General features: G+C 59.2%; 12 protein-coding genes. 7 read left to right on the top strand and 5 right to left on the bottom strand.

What is annotated here, in order from left to right; translation table 11 throughout:
• The first annotated feature begins 223 nt into the window (after positions 1–223).
• Positions 224–2,011, top strand: coding sequence for an ABC transporter ATP-binding protein (locus tag OA90_RS10385; RefSeq protein WP_068410352.1), 1,788 nt, complete (start codon positions 224–226; stop codon positions 2,009–2,011).
• 83 nt (positions 2,012–2,094) lie between these two features.
• Here the strand turns inward: OA90_RS10385 and OA90_RS10380 are convergent, their stop codons facing one another.
• Positions 2,095–3,264 (bottom strand): hypothetical protein, encoded by a 1,170-nt coding sequence (locus OA90_RS10380; RefSeq protein WP_208986072.1) that lies wholly within the window; start codon positions 3,262–3,264, stop codon positions 2,095–2,097.
• A gap of 138 nt (positions 3,265–3,402) precedes the next feature.
• Complete coding sequence (locus tag OA90_RS10375; protein ID WP_068410349.1) at positions 3,403–4,302, bottom strand: sugar kinase; 900 nt, start codon at positions 4,300–4,302, stop codon at positions 3,403–3,405.
• A 233-nt stretch (positions 4,303–4,535) separates the two neighbouring features.
• On the opposite strand from OA90_RS10375, the gene OA90_RS10370 reads away from it, so the two are divergent.
• From OA90_RS10370 to OA90_RS10355, 4 genes are all read left to right on the top strand, one after another.
• On the top strand, positions 4,536–6,143 hold the full coding sequence (locus tag OA90_RS10370) for an EAL domain-containing protein (protein WP_208986071.1): 1,608 nt from the start codon (positions 4,536–4,538) through the stop codon (positions 6,141–6,143).
• 164 nt (positions 6,144–6,307) lie between these two features.
• Positions 6,308–6,877 (top strand): TetR/AcrR family transcriptional regulator, encoded by a 570-nt coding sequence (locus OA90_RS10365; protein WP_068410342.1) that lies wholly within the window; start codon positions 6,308–6,310, stop codon positions 6,875–6,877.
• 7 nt (positions 6,878–6,884) lie between these two features.
• Positions 6,885–7,979 carry an efflux RND transporter periplasmic adaptor subunit gene (locus OA90_RS10360; RefSeq protein WP_068410339.1) on the top strand — a complete coding sequence of 365 codons (1,095 nt, stop codon included), beginning with the start codon at positions 6,885–6,887 and terminating at the stop codon, positions 7,977–7,979.
• Positions 7,980–8,012: 33 nt separating this feature from the next.
• A complete protein-coding gene (locus OA90_RS10355; RefSeq protein ID WP_068410336.1) occupies positions 8,013–11,126 on the top strand; it encodes an efflux RND transporter permease subunit in 3,114 nt (1,037 codons plus the stop codon).
• A 206-nt stretch (positions 11,127–11,332) separates the two neighbouring features.
• Here the strand turns inward: OA90_RS10355 and OA90_RS10350 are convergent, their stop codons facing one another.
• The 3 genes from OA90_RS10350 to OA90_RS10340 form a co-directional block, all read right to left on the bottom strand.
• Positions 11,333–11,830: an ureidoglycolate lyase gene (locus tag OA90_RS10350; protein ID WP_068410332.1), complete on the bottom strand. Its 498-nt coding sequence runs from the start codon at positions 11,828–11,830 to the stop codon at positions 11,333–11,335.
• Positions 11,831–11,834: 4 nt separating this feature from the next.
• Positions 11,835–12,656: a bifunctional allantoicase/(S)-ureidoglycine aminohydrolase gene (locus OA90_RS10345; RefSeq protein WP_068410329.1), complete on the bottom strand. Its 822-nt coding sequence runs from the start codon at positions 12,654–12,656 to the stop codon at positions 11,835–11,837.
• Positions 12,657–12,892: 236 nt separating this feature from the next.
• Positions 12,893–14,101 (bottom strand): NADH:flavin oxidoreductase/NADH oxidase family protein, encoded by a 1,209-nt coding sequence (locus OA90_RS10340; RefSeq protein WP_068410700.1) that lies wholly within the window; start codon positions 14,099–14,101, stop codon positions 12,893–12,895.
• Between the two features lie 146 nt (positions 14,102–14,247).
• On the opposite strand from OA90_RS10340, the gene denD reads away from it, so the two are divergent.
• The gene (gene denD, locus OA90_RS10335) at positions 14,248–15,234 is read left to right on the top strand and encodes a D-erythronate dehydrogenase (protein WP_068410326.1); all 987 of its coding nucleotides are present in this window, start codon (positions 14,248–14,250) and stop codon (positions 15,232–15,234) included.
• Positions 15,231–16,007: an SDR family oxidoreductase gene (locus tag OA90_RS10330; protein ID WP_068410322.1), complete on the top strand. Its 777-nt coding sequence runs from the start codon at positions 15,231–15,233 to the stop codon at positions 16,005–16,007. The genes denD and OA90_RS10330 overlap by 4 nt, the downstream gene beginning before the upstream one ends.
• Positions 16,008–16,038: the final 31 nt, after the last annotated feature.

Below are 16,038 nucleotides of genomic sequence, written 5' to 3'. Positions count from 1 at the left end.
ATTGATCATTTCGGCGGCGCAATGTCCTCAAAGGGGATTTCCCTTCCTGTGATGTTGCGTCTTGAATCGAGCGATTTGCATCCGGATCCCCGTCGTTCACGGACCTCGAGCCCACTTGCGGCCAGGCATCAAATGGGAGTACCTCTCTAGAAGAGGGCTTCGAGGCTGGCTCAGTCGGCCTCCCGCATGTCGGGTCCGGCAACTTACCGAAAGGCATTGCCTCGTGTTCAATCCTGCGAAATGGCAGGTCTGGGAAGATCCGGATGGCACCGTCCAACTGATCAAACGTCTGCTCAGCGAGAATATCCGGACCTATATCCCGCGCTACGTCCTTGCTTTCGTCTTCATGGGGGTCGTTGCCGCAACGACCGCGGCCAGCGCCTGGATCATGAAAGATGTCATCAACGAGGTGTTCATCAACCGCGACAAGATGATGATCTACACGATTGCTGGCGCGGTCATCTTCATCTTCACCCTCAAGGGGTTTTCGACTTATGGCCAGATGGTCGTCCTGTCCCGTGTCGGCAATGCCATTGTCGCCGATCTGCAGAACCGGCTTTTCAAGCGCCTGACCGAGCAGGATCAGTCCTATTTCGATCGCATGTCTCTGCCGGAACTGACGATCCGCGTGAATACCGGCGCCGGTAGCGCGCGTTCGGTTATCGAGATGCTCGTCCTGACACTCGGCCGGGATGTCCTGACGCTGATCGGTCTCGTGGGAGTAATGGTCGTACAGGACCCGCTCATGAGTCTTCTGGCTCTGCTGATCATGCCGCCTGCGGTAATTGGCGTCAGCATTCTGGTCAAACGGGTCAAGACCTATGCCAAGCGGCAGGTGGTCTCCAACGCCAAGATCGGCGCGACCATGCAGGAAACGGTTCTCGGCATCCGCATCGTCAAGGCTTTCGGCATGGAACCGGCGATGCACCGGCGGATGGATGCCTCCGTGTCCGAAGTGCAGCATCAGTCCAACAAGATCGCTTCGCTGACCGCGCGCACCTCACCCTTGATGGAAACCCTTGGCGGTTTCGCCATCGCGCTGGTTATCTTCTACGGCGGGTATTCGGTCGTCGAACTCAACAAGGATCCGGGAGCGTTTTTCGCCTTTATCACGGCATTGCTGCTTGCTTATGATCCGGCGCGGCGTCTCGCGCGCCTGAATGTCAACCTGAACAAGGCGATTGTCGGCGTTCGGCTGATGTATGAGCTGATCGACGAGGAACAGGACCTCAAGCAGGCCGACAACGCGGTGGATCTGAAGGTGACGGAGGGTGAGGTGGCTCTCGGGGACGTTCATTTCTCCTATGGCGAAGGTGCCGCGCTGCGCGGGCTTTCCCTCACCGCCGAGGGCGGCAAAACCACCGCGCTGGTTGGTGCTTCCGGCGCTGGAAAATCGACGGTCTTTGCCCTGATTGAACGCTTCTACGATCCGCAGAACGGCGAGATTGTCATCGACGGGCAGGGACTCAAGGATGTTTCGCTGGCGTCGCTGCGTCGGAATATCGCTTACGTCGGTCAGGAATCCTATCTCTTCAACATGAGCATTCGCGACAACATTGCAGTCGGCAAGCCGGGTGCCAGCCACGATGAGATTGAGGCTGCGGCACGGGCGGCCAATGCCCATGATTTCATTCTGGAGTTGCCGAACGGATATGACACGGCGGCCGGGGAAGGCGGTGGACGTCTGTCCGGCGGCCAGCGCCAGCGTGTTGCAATCGCGCGGGCGATGCTGCGCGATGCGCCCATCCTGCTTCTGGACGAGGCGACGTCCGCACTGGATGCGGAATCGGAATCCAAGATCCAGTCGGCGCTGGAAACCCTGATGGCGGACCGGACCACGCTCGTCATCGCGCACCGGCTGAGCACGGTGCGCCACGCCCACAAGATCCACGTGCTCGACAAGGGGCGGGCGATTGAAAGCGGAACGCACAACGAGCTGTTCGAGCATGACGGCATCTACAGGCGTCTGTGCGAACTGCAGTTTCAGAATCGCAGCGAAGCGGCCGAATAAGCGCCTTTCCTGATCGGAAATGAAAAATGCCCGGATGGTTTCATCCGGGCATTTTGACTCAGAACCGCCGTTACCGGCCGGGCCTATTCGTTTGCAGCTATGCTGATCGACAGGATTTGCGGGATCATGTGCGGCGCGAACATTGCGGTTCCCATGATCTGCGCCACAGGTACAGGAACGCCCGGCGCCGCATTGATCTCCAGAGAGTCCGGCGTGGTCAGAAACTGTGTGACCGCTTGCTCAACCTTATCCTGCAACTCCTTGTTCTGCAGCAGTCCGAGCATAAGCGGCAGGCTGCCGGTCAGGCGTTCGACATAGACAGGTGTTTCGAGACCGGCCTTCTGGGCCTCGACATCCAGGATGCGGCCCGTCAGCGAATCGTCGTCCAGCCGGATGCCCAGTTTCTGCACCGTGACGGCCTGCAGGGCAGTCATTGCCTCCTTAGGGTCGCCGGAGCTCTGGTTGAGCTGCATGACCACGTCGCGGGTGACGCCACCCAGGGAAAACGACAGTGACAGGCTGGCAGCCTGCTGGGCGTTGATCTTCAGCTCAGGAACGCTGATCGTTGCCGTCTCGGGATCCCATTTGCCGGACCCGGAGAGATCGACCGTCAGCATTTTGTAGCCCAGTTCGCTAAGCGATTTGGATTCACTGGTTTCGATCTCGTCGACGTCGATTTTGGCACCGGATACGGTAAAACTCCCGGCCGTCGGCAGGTCCCCGTCCATCGCGTCTATCGAGGAGGTGATTTTTTCGACGTCGGCGATCTGTCCGTCTTCATCGCGGATCGCAATGCCATTGATCTCAAGCGTGCTGTAGCTCGGATTGACCGGAGCCTTGTCCGCTTTCACTTCTGCGGCCGATGGCAGAAGCAGACCGGTTGCTTTCAGGTTTTTCAAGGACATTCCGCCGTCGTCAGCGGCAAGCTCGAGATTTTCCAGGTCGAGGCTGGAGAGTTTGAGGCGGCCGTTGTCCTGAAGGGCGCCGCCCGTCAGCGTCGTGGAGCCGATGGTCACCCTGGCGTCGGCGTTTTCGTCATTGGTAATGACGAGATCCTTGATCGATACGGCGTCGGTGGCAGTGGTGACGGCACCGTAGCTCTCGACGGTTCCCTCTTCTGAATCCAGCAGTTCCAGAAAGGCGTCTGCAACATCGTTTCCGCTCGGGTCGAAAGCGAGTGCCGGCAGGCCCTGAAGGGTGATCAGGCTGGCTGCGAGACCGGCGGCAAACCGGTGGGATCGGAAAGGCATCATGAAATCTCCAGAATACGGATGGGACACGCCGTGTCGGGCAACCCTGCATAATCTATGTGGGTATGGCCCAAGTTCCAGTGCGGAGCAAGACGAAAGCCGGAGACGGAAGGGGCAGGTCTTCCCACCGGTAGCCTTTGGTCACACAGCTGCCTTTTCACCGAATGTGGCATTGGCCCGCTCGACATCTTGCATGTCTGGCAAGCTCGCTTCATTGCCGAGATACTGAATTGCATGGGAGGAGGCTCCGCGGGCAAACCTGAAATGCCTGTCCCAGCTGTTCTCCGGCCAGTGCAGGTAAGACGCGATATAGGCCCCATGGAAAACGTCGCCCGCACCATTGGAATCCACCACCCTGTCAGCGGGGACCGAAAGCGCGGGCATGACCTTGTCCGGTCCGCCGGCTTCGTACCAGACCATGCCGTGTTCACCGAGTGTCACGGCACCGACAGGACAGTTCTTCGAACGCAGGTAGCTCAGCGTTTCCCCCGTCGATTTGCCGAGTTGCTGACAGAAGCGCTCGGAGACCACCGCGATGTCGATATGGTTCAACAGTTCGTCCGTGTTCTCGCGGACCGCGCCGCCGTCCAGCGATGTCAGGATACCAAGGTTTCTGCAGGTTTCCGCGTAGTGCTGCGCGGCGTCCGGCATGTGCCCGTCAAGATGAAGTGCTTTCATGCCGGCGATCGTCAGTGGCGGGAAGGGATGCAGAAAGTCATTGTCACGGCAACGTACGATCGCCCGCTTGCCTTCCTTCGGCATGATGAAGGACAGGGAGGATTCCCGCACTTTGCGCCCATGGACGGAGATGCCGTAGGTCGCCGCCATGTCCAGGAACATGCGCGCCAGCCAGTCGTCCGCCAGCGAACACAGAAGTTCCGGTTTGCCACCGAGTTTGGCGCAGCAGAAGGCCGCTGTTACCGCGTTTCCGCCAAAGCTGATGGCATAGTCCTGGGCAATCGTCTTCTCATCGCCAGTCGGGAGACGGTCGGTCAGAAAGGTTACGTCGATATAGGCCTGGCCGATAAACAATGCCTGCATGGAGGTCTCCCTGGATCAACCCGCGTTCATCCTCGTTGATGAGTTCGCGTCGTCGTGATGTTTTTTACACCGCCGCAATCCTAATCGGAATGCGCGGGAGGCGGCTTTGATCTGGATGAAACACCAGCATATTCAGTCCTTGTTTACCCAGATCGGCGATGCTCGGAAAGAGATTGTTCACTTTACAGGCACGCGTTTTGTCCCTCCGCTATGTTGGCTTCGCAAAGACGGTCATGGTTGCCCTTGTGCTGGCGACCACGCCCCTGTTTGCAATCAACATAATCCTGAACCAATACGCGGAGCGGCGCGCGGTCACCGAAATGAAGGCCATGGGCAACGTTTCGATCCACCGGGCGGAAGAGGCCATCAGCACAACCGTGTCGCTGTTGCAGCGGCTCGACAGGGACAATGTTCAGACCTGCAGCGCCGAAGACCGGGTGATTTTCGAAAAGCAGATCGTCGAGCACGGCATGATTGACGCCATCGGCCTTGCCGATGCTTCCGGTCAGCGCATGTGCATCATTCCTGATCGCGAACTGGCCGGACAGGTCATTCTTCCGCCGCTGCGTGTGGATGGTCCGCTGGTGGGTATCGGCATGCTTGAGCGCAGCTTCCTCGGCGCCCATGCCGCCGTGATCAGCTGGGACCTGAAAAACCAGTCTCGCCTGTTCGCGGAAGTTACGCCCGCGGTGATCGCCATGGACCCGGGGCCGGAGTATCTGCGTTCCTACCGGCGAACGGAGCTTCGTCTCGGAGACAATCTGCTCTGGTACAATGTTGGCGGCTATAATTCCATTGGCTCCGATCCGGGAGAAATGCTGAATGTGGAGGTCACCTCCGAGCTTTATCCGCTCGTGGCTACGATCACAGCACCGGCTTCATCGGCAAGGCAGGCCGTTCAGGACCTCAAGGTGCTGGCCGCAGCTGCTTGCGTGGGAATTGCCATCCTGTTTGTCGCCATCGGGGTGTGGTTCTCCTGGCGGCCAGAGAGCGAGGCGAACGACGAGTTCATCGCGGCTATCCGCAATGGCGAGTTCGTTCCCTATTATCAGCCCGTCATGGACATCGAGAGCCACCGCATGCGCGGTTGCGAGGTGCTGATGCGCTGGAAGCGGCCGAACGGAACGATTGTCTCACCCGGTCAGTTCATGGCCTATGCGGAGAACAACGGCCATATCTTCGACATGACCCGTCATATAATGCGTGTCGCCACGGAGGAGGTGGGAACGCTTTACGGCGATAATCCTGACCTCAAACTGTCGATAAATCTCTTTGCGGGGCACTTCCTCGACCGCCAGATCGTGACCGATATCAAGACCATTTTCGAAAAATCCGACATCTCCTTTCAGCAGATCGTCGTTGAGGTGACGGAACGCCATCCGCTGGAGGACATGGAATTCGCCCGCAAGATCATTGCCGAACTTCAGGCGCTTGGGGTTCGCGTGGCGCTCGACGACGTGGGAACCGGCCACGGCGGTATGGCGTATCTGCAGAAACTCGGCGTCGACATCATCAAGATCGACAAGATGTTCATCGACACAATCAGTTCCGACGACAACTCCACGACAATCGTCGATTCCATGGTCGAACTGGCAGATAATCTGGGCATGGGCATCATTGCCGAAGGTGTCGAGATGGAAGAGCAGATCGAACGGCTCCTTGAGCTTGGCGTGACCGCCGCGCAGGGATATTTCTTTGCCGTTCCGATGCCTGCCGGCGAATTCATCGAATTCGCCCAACGTACGGAAAGCGAAGCGCTTGAGCGCGAGCGGAAGGCGGCGGAAGCTGCTGCGGCGGCAAAAGCAGCGTCGGAATCCGCAATGAAGGGCGCCGCGGCCTGATCCCTCCGCCAGGCGGAGCTTTCTCCAACTGTGAATTTTTTCCTCCGGCCGGCTGAACAAGCCATGCGCGGGAAAATCTGCTGCATTGCAATAAATGCTACTAGTCTGTACCGGCTGGACGGTTTATATCCATCGCGGATGTGTACTGACTGGACGGTATAGATATGGCTGTGCGGAACGTAAAAAAATCGCAGGATTCGAAGTCGGAAATACTCAAGGCCGCCCTGGAGGTCGTCAAGCGATCCGGTGCGCCGAGCCTGACGATCGATGCGGTTGCCGAGGAAAGCGGCTTTTCCAAGGGCGGCGTCCTCTATAATTTTCCGACAAAGGACGCGCTGATCACCGGAATGGTCGAATATCTCGCCGGACAGTTCGAAGGCGAGGTCGCCAGCGCGCGTGAAAATCATCTTACGTCGCAATGTCCGACACTCAGCGCCATGATCGACGTGACCGAGGTCTGGCTGCGCACGCATAGGGACGTCGCGCAGGCCATGCTTGCAACGAAGGTTGACCGGCCAGAGCTCAGCAAGCCCTTCATAGAAGTCAAGAAGCGGTTGAAAGCGGCGATTGCGGAAGAAACAACCGAATTCGGCAAGGCTTGCGCCATTTGGGCCAGTCTGGAGGGCCTGCATTTCTCCGAGGCCCATTGTGTAACGATTTTCTCTGAGCAAGAGCGGCTGGAAGTCTTCAAGGAGCTTCGCATGTGCCTGCAGAGAAACAAGAATCAGGATTGATCACGAGATGACCGCAATTCGCAAAACCTCCATCGTCCGCCTTGTGGCGCTCCTGCTCGCCGCCGGATTTCTGTCGGCCTGCCAGGACGATGTTATCGATCCGGTGGCACAGGCCGAGGCGCAGTTGCACGCAGCACCGCGGCCGGCGAAGATTTTCACAGTCACGGACGAGGTCGGACTGCTGGAGCGCCGCTTTGCCGGCCGCGTGGCGGCCGTCCAGACGGTTGATCTGTCCTTTCAGGTCTCCGGAAAACTGCTCGAACTGCCGGTGCGCGAAAGTCAGCGGGTCCAGAAAGGCGATCTGATCGCCAAACTGGATCCCACAGACTACGAGCGCGCCCTTCGCGAGGCCCGTATCAACGAGGAGCAGGCAAAACGGGAACTCGCCCGTCTTGAGACTCTCGTTCAGCGGAATGTGATTTCGCAGGCTTCCTACGATGAACAGAAAGACGAACACGATCTGGCCATAGAAGCCCTGGCAGAAGCCAGACGGAATCTGGAATACACTACGCTGACAGCACCATTCGAAGGTCTGGTGTCGGTCCGGCTTGCCGAGAATTTCACGACGGTGAGCGTTGGGGCACCCATCGTCAAGGTCCAGGACATTTCCGAAGTTCAGGTGGATATCAACGTCGCAGAGGCTCTGTTCGGAAGGGTTCGCGAAGAGCAGGTCGTCTCGATGGAAGCTACCTTCCCGGCCTATGGAGACAAGGTCTTCCCGCTGGAATATCGTGAGCATTCATCGCAAGTCGATGAAGTCACCCAGACCTACCGGATTACACTTGGCATGTCCCGGGAAGGGCAGGAACAGCTTTTCCCCGGAATGACGGCGTCTGTGCGAGTTAAGTTTCTGCCGGAAGGTTTTGCGCTCGGTGATCAGTTTCTTGTGCCGACCAGCTCCATTGCGATCAATGGCGAAGGCGATGCTTTTGTCTGGAAGTACGATGAAACGGACAGTCAGGTATCCAGGAACCCCGTCGAAGTCGGCACGATCCTTGGTGATTACATACCGGTTATGTCCGGCCTGGACGCTGGCGATAAAATCGTCTCTGCGGGCGTTGCCTATCTGAGCGACGGCCAGACCGTCCGAAGCCTGAATTGAGTCCTGCCCTTCAAGAAACAAGGTTCACGCCACGTGGATATTGCGCGCTATTCGATCCAGAAACCTGTTAACACCTGGATGATTGTCCTGATGGCTCTGCTTGGCGGGCTCTGGGGACTGAGTACGGTTGGGAGGCTGGAAGACCCGTCTTTCACCATCAAGGAAGCCCAGGTCATTACCGCGTATCCGGGAGCGACCGCAGAGGAAGTCGAGAATGAAGTTACTGAGCGGCTTGAAACGGCCATTCAGCAAATGCCTCAGCTCAAAAAGATCACATCGGTCTCAGAGCCGGGCCTCTCGCGGATCGGCGTCGAGATAAAATCGACCTATGACGGCACCGAATTGCCTCAGGTCTGGGATGAGCTCAGACGGAAGGTCACCGACGAGGTGAGGGATCTTCCATCGGGTGTCCAGACGCCGCTGGTGTACGATGATTTTGGCGATGTCTATGGGCTCTTTTATGCTTTCACCGCTGACGGTTATACAAATTGGGACATTCGCCAGGCTGTCAAAAGGATACGCCGCGAACTCCTGACCGTCGAAGGTGTCGGCAAGGTGGAGGTTGCCGGCGAACCGGACGACGTCATTTACCTGGATATCGACAACGACAAGATGGTCGGGCTTGGAATATCCATGACCGATATCACCGGTGTCCTTGATGCTGAGAATGCGATTCAAACAAATGGCTCTGCAATTTCCGGAGACAAGCGGATCCGTCTGATGACGGCCTCGGCCTTCGAAAATTACAGCGGAATTCAGGACCTTGTGGTTGGTCGACCAGGCTCGACCGCAATGATCCGCCTCTCCGACATCGCAACGCTGACACTTGGCGAGCCGGAGCGGCCGGATAGGTTGATCCGTCACGACGGTCACCGGGCTGTGACCATCGGAGTTTCCCAGATCGAAGGCACGAACATCGTTGATGTGGGTGAGCTTGTTATCGAAAAACTTTCGGAAATCGAGAGCCGATTGCCGGTCGGGATGGAACTTCATCCGATCTACGAGCAGAACATTGTCGTCGATGAGTCCGTCAACGGGTTCATTCTGAATCTTGTCGCCTCTGTTTTGATCGTGATTGCCGTTCTCGCTATTTTCATGGGGTGGCGGGCCGCGCTGGTGGTTGGGGCGGTGCTTCTGCTCACAGTCATGGCGACTGTCCTTTTCATGCGCCTTTTCGGGATCGAGATGGAGCGTATTTCCCTCGGGGCATTGATCATTGCCATGGGTATGCTGGTGGACAATGCCATCGTGGTCGCCGAAGGCATGATGATCAACATGCAGCGCGGCATGAAAGCGATCGAAGCGGCGAGCAAGGTCGTCAGGCAAACCATGTGGCCGCTGCTGGGCGCAACTGTCATCGGCATCATGGCTTTCTCGGGGATCGGGCTTTCACCGGATGCGACGGGGGAGTTCCTGTTTTCGCTGTTCGCCGTCATCGGCATATCGCTGTTGCTGTCCTGGGTGTTCGCAGTGACCGTTACGCCGCTGTTTGGGAAGTATTTCTTCCGCACCAATGAGAATGCACAGGACGACCACGATCCTTACAAGGGGATTCTATATGCAATTTATCGCGGTTTCCTGGTCGGGACGCTCCATGCGCGGCTTCTGACAGTTGTTGCTCTCATAGGCATTACGGCGGCCTGCATAGTTGCCTTCGGCAATGCCAAACAGGCATTCTTTCCCGATAGCAACACTCCCATTTTTTACGTCCACTACTGGAAGCCGCAGGGAACGGATATCCGTTCCGTGGCCGCGGATCTGAAAGAAATGGAGAAAGATCTCCTGCAAGACGAACGAGTCGATACGGTGACCAGTTTTGCCGGCGGCGGAGCAACGCGTTTCATGCTGACTTATGCGCCCGAAGATGCAAATCCGTCTTACGGCCACATGATAATTCGGACCACAAGCCAGGACGTTATCGATGAGTTGGCAGTCGAACTCCGCCGTGATTTCGGAGAGAAGTTTCCAGACGCCCAGGTCATAACCAAACGCCTTGTATTCGGTCCGGGAGGCGGCCCTAAACTGGAAGCACGCTTCTCCGGTCCGGACGCCAATGTGCTGCGCGAACTGGGCGATGAAGCAAAATCGATTTTCCTCGATCCGGAAAACAGACTGGCTGATATCAACACGGACTGGCGTCAGCGTGAGTTGATTGTCCGGTCTGTTTTCGACGAAGATCGCGCTCGTATTTCGGGTGTGACCCGGGATGAACTCTCGATCGCCCTGCAGTTTGCAACGGAAGGCGTTCAGGTAGGTTTCTATCGGGATAATGACGAGAGTATCCCGATCCTGGCGCGAAAAGGTGACCAGGAAGAGATGTCCGTCAACGAGAGCATTGCGGATTCCCTTGTCTACAGCACGACACAGCGTGTCTACGTGCCAGTGGATCAGATCGTCGCGAAGTTCATGATGGAACCACAGGACACGATGATCCATCGCCGCGATCGGGTCAGGACACTCACCGTCGCTGCGGAGCCAACCGGCGGGGAAACCGCGACCTCGGCTCTGGCGCGTGTTCGGCCGCAAATCGAGGCGATCGAGTTGCCGGAAGGGTACCATCTCGAATGGGGCGGGGAGTATGAAAGCACCAACGACGCTCAAGCCTCGCTCGGAGCCCAGTTGCCGCTCGGCTTTCTGGTCATGCTGATCATCTCGATCCTTCTCTTCGGGTCCGTTCGTCAGCCGCTGATCATCTGGCTGATGGTGCCCATGTCTATCAATGGCGTTGCCATCGCGCTCTTGGCAACCGACACGGCCTTCGGCTTCATGTCGCTCCTTGGAATGCTGTCGCTGTCGGGAATGCTGATCAAGAACGCGATCGTGCTGCTGGAAGAGATCGATCTTCTGATCGAGGAAGGCACGGAGAAATACAAGGCAATTGTCGACGCGAGCGTTTCGCGTATGCGTCCGGTCATGTTGGCGGCAGTCACGACAATTCTGGGCATGGCGCCGCTGATTTCAGACGCATTCTTCCGCGGCATGGCGGTCACGATCATGGGAGGCCTGGCCTTCGCCACCGTCCTGACCCTGATCGCGGCGCCGGTGCTCTACGCCCTGTTCTTCCGGGTCCGCCCGCCAAAGAAGACCGGGGCATCGGCAGACACCGGCAGCCCCGCGCCTGCGGGACTGCCAGCACCGGCTGAATGACGGCTTCCTTTGGAAGCTGCGGCGTCTCGTTGTCTGCTCGGCACACACCCGTCTCCCCCTTGTGGGGGAGATGGACGCAAGCGGCCATGCCTGAAACACGCTCCCACGTCCTGTATGATCAGGCAGAAGCGGGCTGAGCCGGATGGGAAGTTATTTGGTCTAATATTTTAAAACAGTGACTTACCCGAAAATCCGGACTCAATCTGTCAACTCTCCCGCACTACCTCATAGGGGTCCTCGAACCGGAACTCCTCCAGATTGTCGCCGTCACCGATCCGGTCGACGACCGAAAAGAGACCCGGGTCGCTCAACGGAGTCAGCACGCCGTGCCAGGTGTTGCGGAAAAAATTGATGCCCTGGCCCGGCTGGGTGATGAAGGCCCTTGGCAGGCCCGGTTTGCCGTTGTCGTCCGGGCAGACAATCACCAGGAAGGCAGCCTGCGTCATCGGCAAAAAGGCCTGGCTGCCGAGCGGGTGCCGTTCGACCAGTTCCAGAAGGTAGGGCAGGGAGCGTTTTTCCGACAGGAACAGGCTGATGCCCGCGCGAGCGTTCTTGCCGGTCATGTCGAGCGCCGCCAGATCGTGGTAGCGGCCGCATTTGCCCTGGTTGATGATCTTGGTCGGCGCGCCGCTGGTGTCGATCACATCGCCGAACGGTGCGAAGGCGTCGCGTGTCAGTGGCTCGGTCACAATTCTGCGCGTCATGGGGTCACAAGAGCTTCATGTGGCGGTTGACGTCCTTGTAGAGCAGATAACGGAACCTGCCGGGGCCGCCCGCATAGCAGGCTTGAGGACAGAAGGCGCGCAGCCACATGTAGTCACCAGCCTCCACCTCCACCCAGTCCTGGTTCAGGCGGTAGACGGCCTTGCCCTCCAGCACGTAGAGGCCATGCTCCATCACATGGGTCTCGGCAAACGGAATGACGGCGCCCGGTTCCAGCGTGACAATGTTGACATGCATGTCGTGGCGCAGGTCATGCGGTTCGACGAACCGCGTCGTCGCCCATTTGCCGTCCGTTCCCGGCATCGGGTTGGGCGCGACGTCCTTTTCGTTCCGCACAAAAGCCTCAGGCCTTTCAAGGCCGTCGACCGCCTCATAGGCCTTGCGGACCCAGTGAAACCGCACTTCCGCGCTGCTTTCGTTCTTCAGGGTCCAGTTGCAGCCGGCAGGCAGATAGGCGTAGCCGCCTTCTTCCAGAAGATGAAGATTGCCCTCGATGACGACACTCATGCTGCCTTCCACGACAAACAGAACACCTTGCGCCCGCGCGTCTGTTTCCGGCTTTGTGCTGCCGCCGCCGGGCTGAACTTCCATGATGTACTGCGAGAAGGTTTCGGCGAAGCCGGACAGCGGCCGCGACAGCACCCAGAGCCGGGTCTTGTCCCAGAACGGCAGAAAGCTGGTGACGATGTCGCGCATCGTGCCCTTGGGGATCACCGCATAGGCCTCGGTGAAGACCGCGCGGTCGGTCAAAAGCTGGGTTTGCGGCGGATGCCCGCCGCTCGGGGCGTAGTAGGAATTGGAAGTCATTGAGCGTTCCTGATGGCGCCTGAAAGGTTTGCCGAGTTTAAGAACTGTGCTCCCGGTAAAGCAATGGAAAAAGCAAGAGAATCAGACTGTCTGCAGCCTGATTTTGTCATCAACTCTGTGTTGCGAGATCGTCCCTGAGCCTCGCGTTTTGGATGACAATGATCTTGCGCATAAGGGTGACTAAGGCAACGATAGGTTTCTTTCCGTCCGGGATGGTGGCAGCTCCGGTATCTTTCTCACGCATCTTGCCTGGCAATGCCGCCGAAGTGGCGCAACCAGATGTCCGTTCGCACCCGGTCGCGTGCCTCATAGGTCCGGATGGCCTCTCCAAGATCCGATCCGGCCGTCGTTTCCACACCCGAGCCGATGCCGGTCAGCCGCATCGTGTACCACGCGGTAATGCCGCCTTCCGGGGCTCCGGAAAATCTGGGAAACTCCGGCTCTGGCATCTGACCGGCTTTCCAATGCTCGGCGAGGGAAGGCACAAGGGCGAGCGCGCGCGCCAGACCGACGACATCGGTCGCGCCTTCGCTCACTGCGTCCTCGGCCTGGGCGCGCGTCTTGAACCCGCCGGTCAACATCAGCGGCTTTGATGTGACAGTGCGGGCACGCTTTGCGAATTCGATAAAATAGGGGCCGCGTCCGGCTCCGTCGGAGGCGGCTTTCGCGCCGGGGAAATAAGTTCCGCCACTGATGTCGATCAGATCGACCGAGGTGTTCTCCAGCGCTGCCACCACTTCCAGCGCCTCGTCCTCATTCAGCCCGCCTTCCAACTGGTCCGAGGAATTGAGTTTCACGCCGATCGGAAACTCCGGCCCGGCGGCAGCGCGCGCGGCCTCAATTGCCTCCAGCAGCAGCCGCATGCGGTTGGCGACCGGTCCGCCATAGGCATCGCTCCGCCGGTTGAACAGCGGCGACAGGAACTGGCTGAGCAGAAACCCGTGTGCCGCGTGGATCTGCACACCGCCAAAACCGGCCTGCCGCGCCAGTCTGGTCGTCCGCGCGATCTCCTGTGGAAAGTGCCGGATCTCGTCCGCTGTCATCTGAGCACAGCACAGCCCCTGCAGATCGAGGGCACTCGGCCCCCTGGGGGCGCTGGTCGGTGCGTAGGCAAGCGCCCCGGCATGGCCGAGCTGCAGCCAGAGCTGTGTCCCGTTCTCGCTGCCCTGTCGGGCCAGCTCTTTGAAATGCTCCAGATCTGACGCAGCGTCGAGCACCAGATTTCCGGGTTTCTCGGCGTGGCCGGCAGATCCCTGCACCTCACCGATGATGGCAAGCGCCGTCCCGCCTTCGGCCCAGCGCCGATACAGCCGGACCTGTTCCGCCGTCGGGTGGCCGGTTCCATCCCCCAGGGAATCCGACATCGCCGACTTTGCGATCCGGTTTTTCAGGATGACGCCGCAGGGCAGTGTCAAGGGTGAGAACAGACCTTCGTGGTGTTGCATTTCCATTTCCATGACCTGATTGTGCAGCTCCTGTTTTACATTTCCGAAAATGCACCGTAGCGCAATGCCGGAAAATTCTTCTGCGTCTGATTGGGTGCGGAAAAACCATGATCTGAAAATCGACAGGCATGAGGGGAGGGGTGAAAATGCATGTGCTCGTGATTGGCGCCGCCGGGATGGTGGGCCGCAAGCTGGTGGAGAAGCTGGCGGCGGATCCGTCCGTCTTCGGCTTCGAGGTCAGCCGTCTGACGCTTGCCGATGCGTTCGCGCCGCATGTACCGCCGTCCCTTCAGGCCATCACCACGGCGCTCACTCTGGATCTTGCAGTGCCGGGGGAGCCGGAAAAGCTGATAGAAGGACGGCCGGACGTGATCTTTCATCTCGCCGCCGTCGTCTCAGGGGAGGCGGAGGCAGATTTCGGCAAGGGCTATGCGGTCAATCTGGACGGCAGCCGGATGCTTTTCGAGGCCATCCGTCTTGAGGGCGCACGCACGCCTTATCTCCCGCGCGTCATCTTCGCCTCGTCGATTGCCGTCTTCGGCCAGCCGTTTCCGGACAAGATCGGCGACGAGTTCCTGTTGGCGCCGCTGACGAGCTACGGCACCCAGAAGGCGATCACCGAACTCCTCCTTGCCGACTATACCCGCAAGGGCATTTTCGACGGCATCGGCCTGCGCCTTCCGACCATCTGCGTGCGGCCAGGCACGCCGAACAAGGCGGCCTCCGGGTTCTTTTCCAACATCCTGCGCGAACCGCTCTCCGGCAAGGAGGCCATTCTGCCGGTCGGGGAAGACGTGCGCCACTGGTATGCCAGCCCGCGCGCCGCAATCGGTTTCTTCACCCATGCAGCCCGCATCGACACCGCGTTGATTGGGCCGCGCCGCAGCCTGTCCATGCCGGGTCTTTCGGCAACGGTCGGCGAACAGATCGAGGCGCTGCGCCGCGTCGCCGGTGAAAAGGCCGTGCGTCTCATCCGCCGCGAGCCGGATGCGGGCATCGCCAGGATCGTTGCCGGATGGCCGACCGATTTCGATGCCCGGCGGGCAAGCGAACTGGGCTTTCAGGCCGAAACATGCTTTGACGACATCATTCGAATACATCTTGAAGACGAGCTGGGAGGCACGCACGCATGACACAGAACGGTTTCGACGTGAAAGGCAGGATCGCCCTTGTGACCGGCGGCGGTACCGGCATCGGCCGGGCCATGGCGAAGGACCTGAGCAAGGAAGGCTGGCGCGTGGTGATTTCCGGCCGCCGCAAGGACGTGCTTGAAAAGACTGCCGCTGAACTCTCGGCGGAAACCGGCGGCGAAGTGACCTGGAGCGCCGCCGATGTCGGCGATTCCGCCTCCGTGCGCGCGCTTTTTGACGATATCCGCGAAAGATTCGGCCGCATCGACCTGGTGGTCAACAACGCCGGCATTTCCAATTCCTCCGTTCCGCTGGAGGATATCAGCTTCGAGGAATGGAACCGGGTCGTCGCCGCCAATCTGACCGGCGTCTTCCTGTGTACCCAGGAGGCCTTCCGCCTGATGAAGGCGCAGGAACCGCGCGGCGGCAGGATCATCAACAACGGCTCCATTTCGGCAACGGCGCCACGCCCGAATTCCGCCCCCTACACCTCCACCAAACACGCCGTCACCGGCCTGACCAAATCCGCCGCCCTCGACGGCCGCCCGTTCGACATCGCCTGCGGCCAGATCGACATCGGCAACGCCGCCAGCGACATGACCGCCCGCATGAGCGGCGGCGTCCTGCAGGCCAACGGCGAAATGATGAGCGAACCCACCATCGACCCGGCCCACATCGCCCAGGCCGTAGTCTACATGGCCAGCCTGCCGCTGGACGCCAACGTGCTGAGCCTGACGGTCATGGCAACGAAGATGCCGTTTGTCGGGAGGGGGTAAGGGAATTGGTCTGGCGTGGTGGGGCTGCTGC

It is taken from the genome of Labrenzia sp. OB1, from assembly GCF_001624695.1.
GTDB lineage: Bacteria > Pseudomonadota > Alphaproteobacteria > Rhizobiales > Stappiaceae > Roseibium.
Note: the sequence above shows the minus strand (reverse complement) of the source record. Positions and strands in the feature narration are given on the sequence as shown.

Bases quoted from the DNA above. Each gene is read 5' to 3' on its own strand.
- OA90_RS10365 (WP_068410342.1), top strand. From the start codon at position 6,308: ATGGCTGTGCGGAACGTAAAAAAATCGCAGGATTCGAAGTCGGAAATA.
- OA90_RS10375 (WP_068410349.1), bottom strand. From the start codon at position 4,302: ATGCAGGCATTGTTTATCGGCCAGGCCTATATCGACGTAACCTTTCTG.
- OA90_RS10380 (WP_208986072.1), bottom strand. From the start codon at position 3,264: ATGATGCCTTTCCGATCCCACCGGTTTGCCGCCGGTCTCGCAGCCAGC.
- OA90_RS10340 (WP_068410700.1), bottom strand. From the start codon at position 14,101: ATGCAACACCACGAAGGTCTGTTCTCACCCTTGACACTGCCCTGCGGC.
- denD (WP_068410326.1), top strand. From the start codon at position 14,248: ATGCATGTGCTCGTGATTGGCGCCGCCGGGATGGTGGGCCGCAAGCTG.
- OA90_RS10345 (WP_068410329.1), bottom strand. From the start codon at position 12,656: ATGACTTCCAATTCCTACTACGCCCCGAGCGGCGGGCATCCGCCGCAA.
- OA90_RS10370 (WP_208986071.1), top strand. From the start codon at position 4,536: ATGGTTGCCCTTGTGCTGGCGACCACGCCCCTGTTTGCAATCAACATA.
- OA90_RS10350 (WP_068410332.1), bottom strand. From the start codon at position 11,830: ATGACGCGCAGAATTGTGACCGAGCCACTGACACGCGACGCCTTCGCA.
- OA90_RS10330 (WP_068410322.1), top strand. From the start codon at position 15,231: ATGACACAGAACGGTTTCGACGTGAAAGGCAGGATCGCCCTTGTGACC.
- OA90_RS10360 (WP_068410339.1), top strand. From the start codon at position 6,885: ATGACCGCAATTCGCAAAACCTCCATCGTCCGCCTTGTGGCGCTCCTG.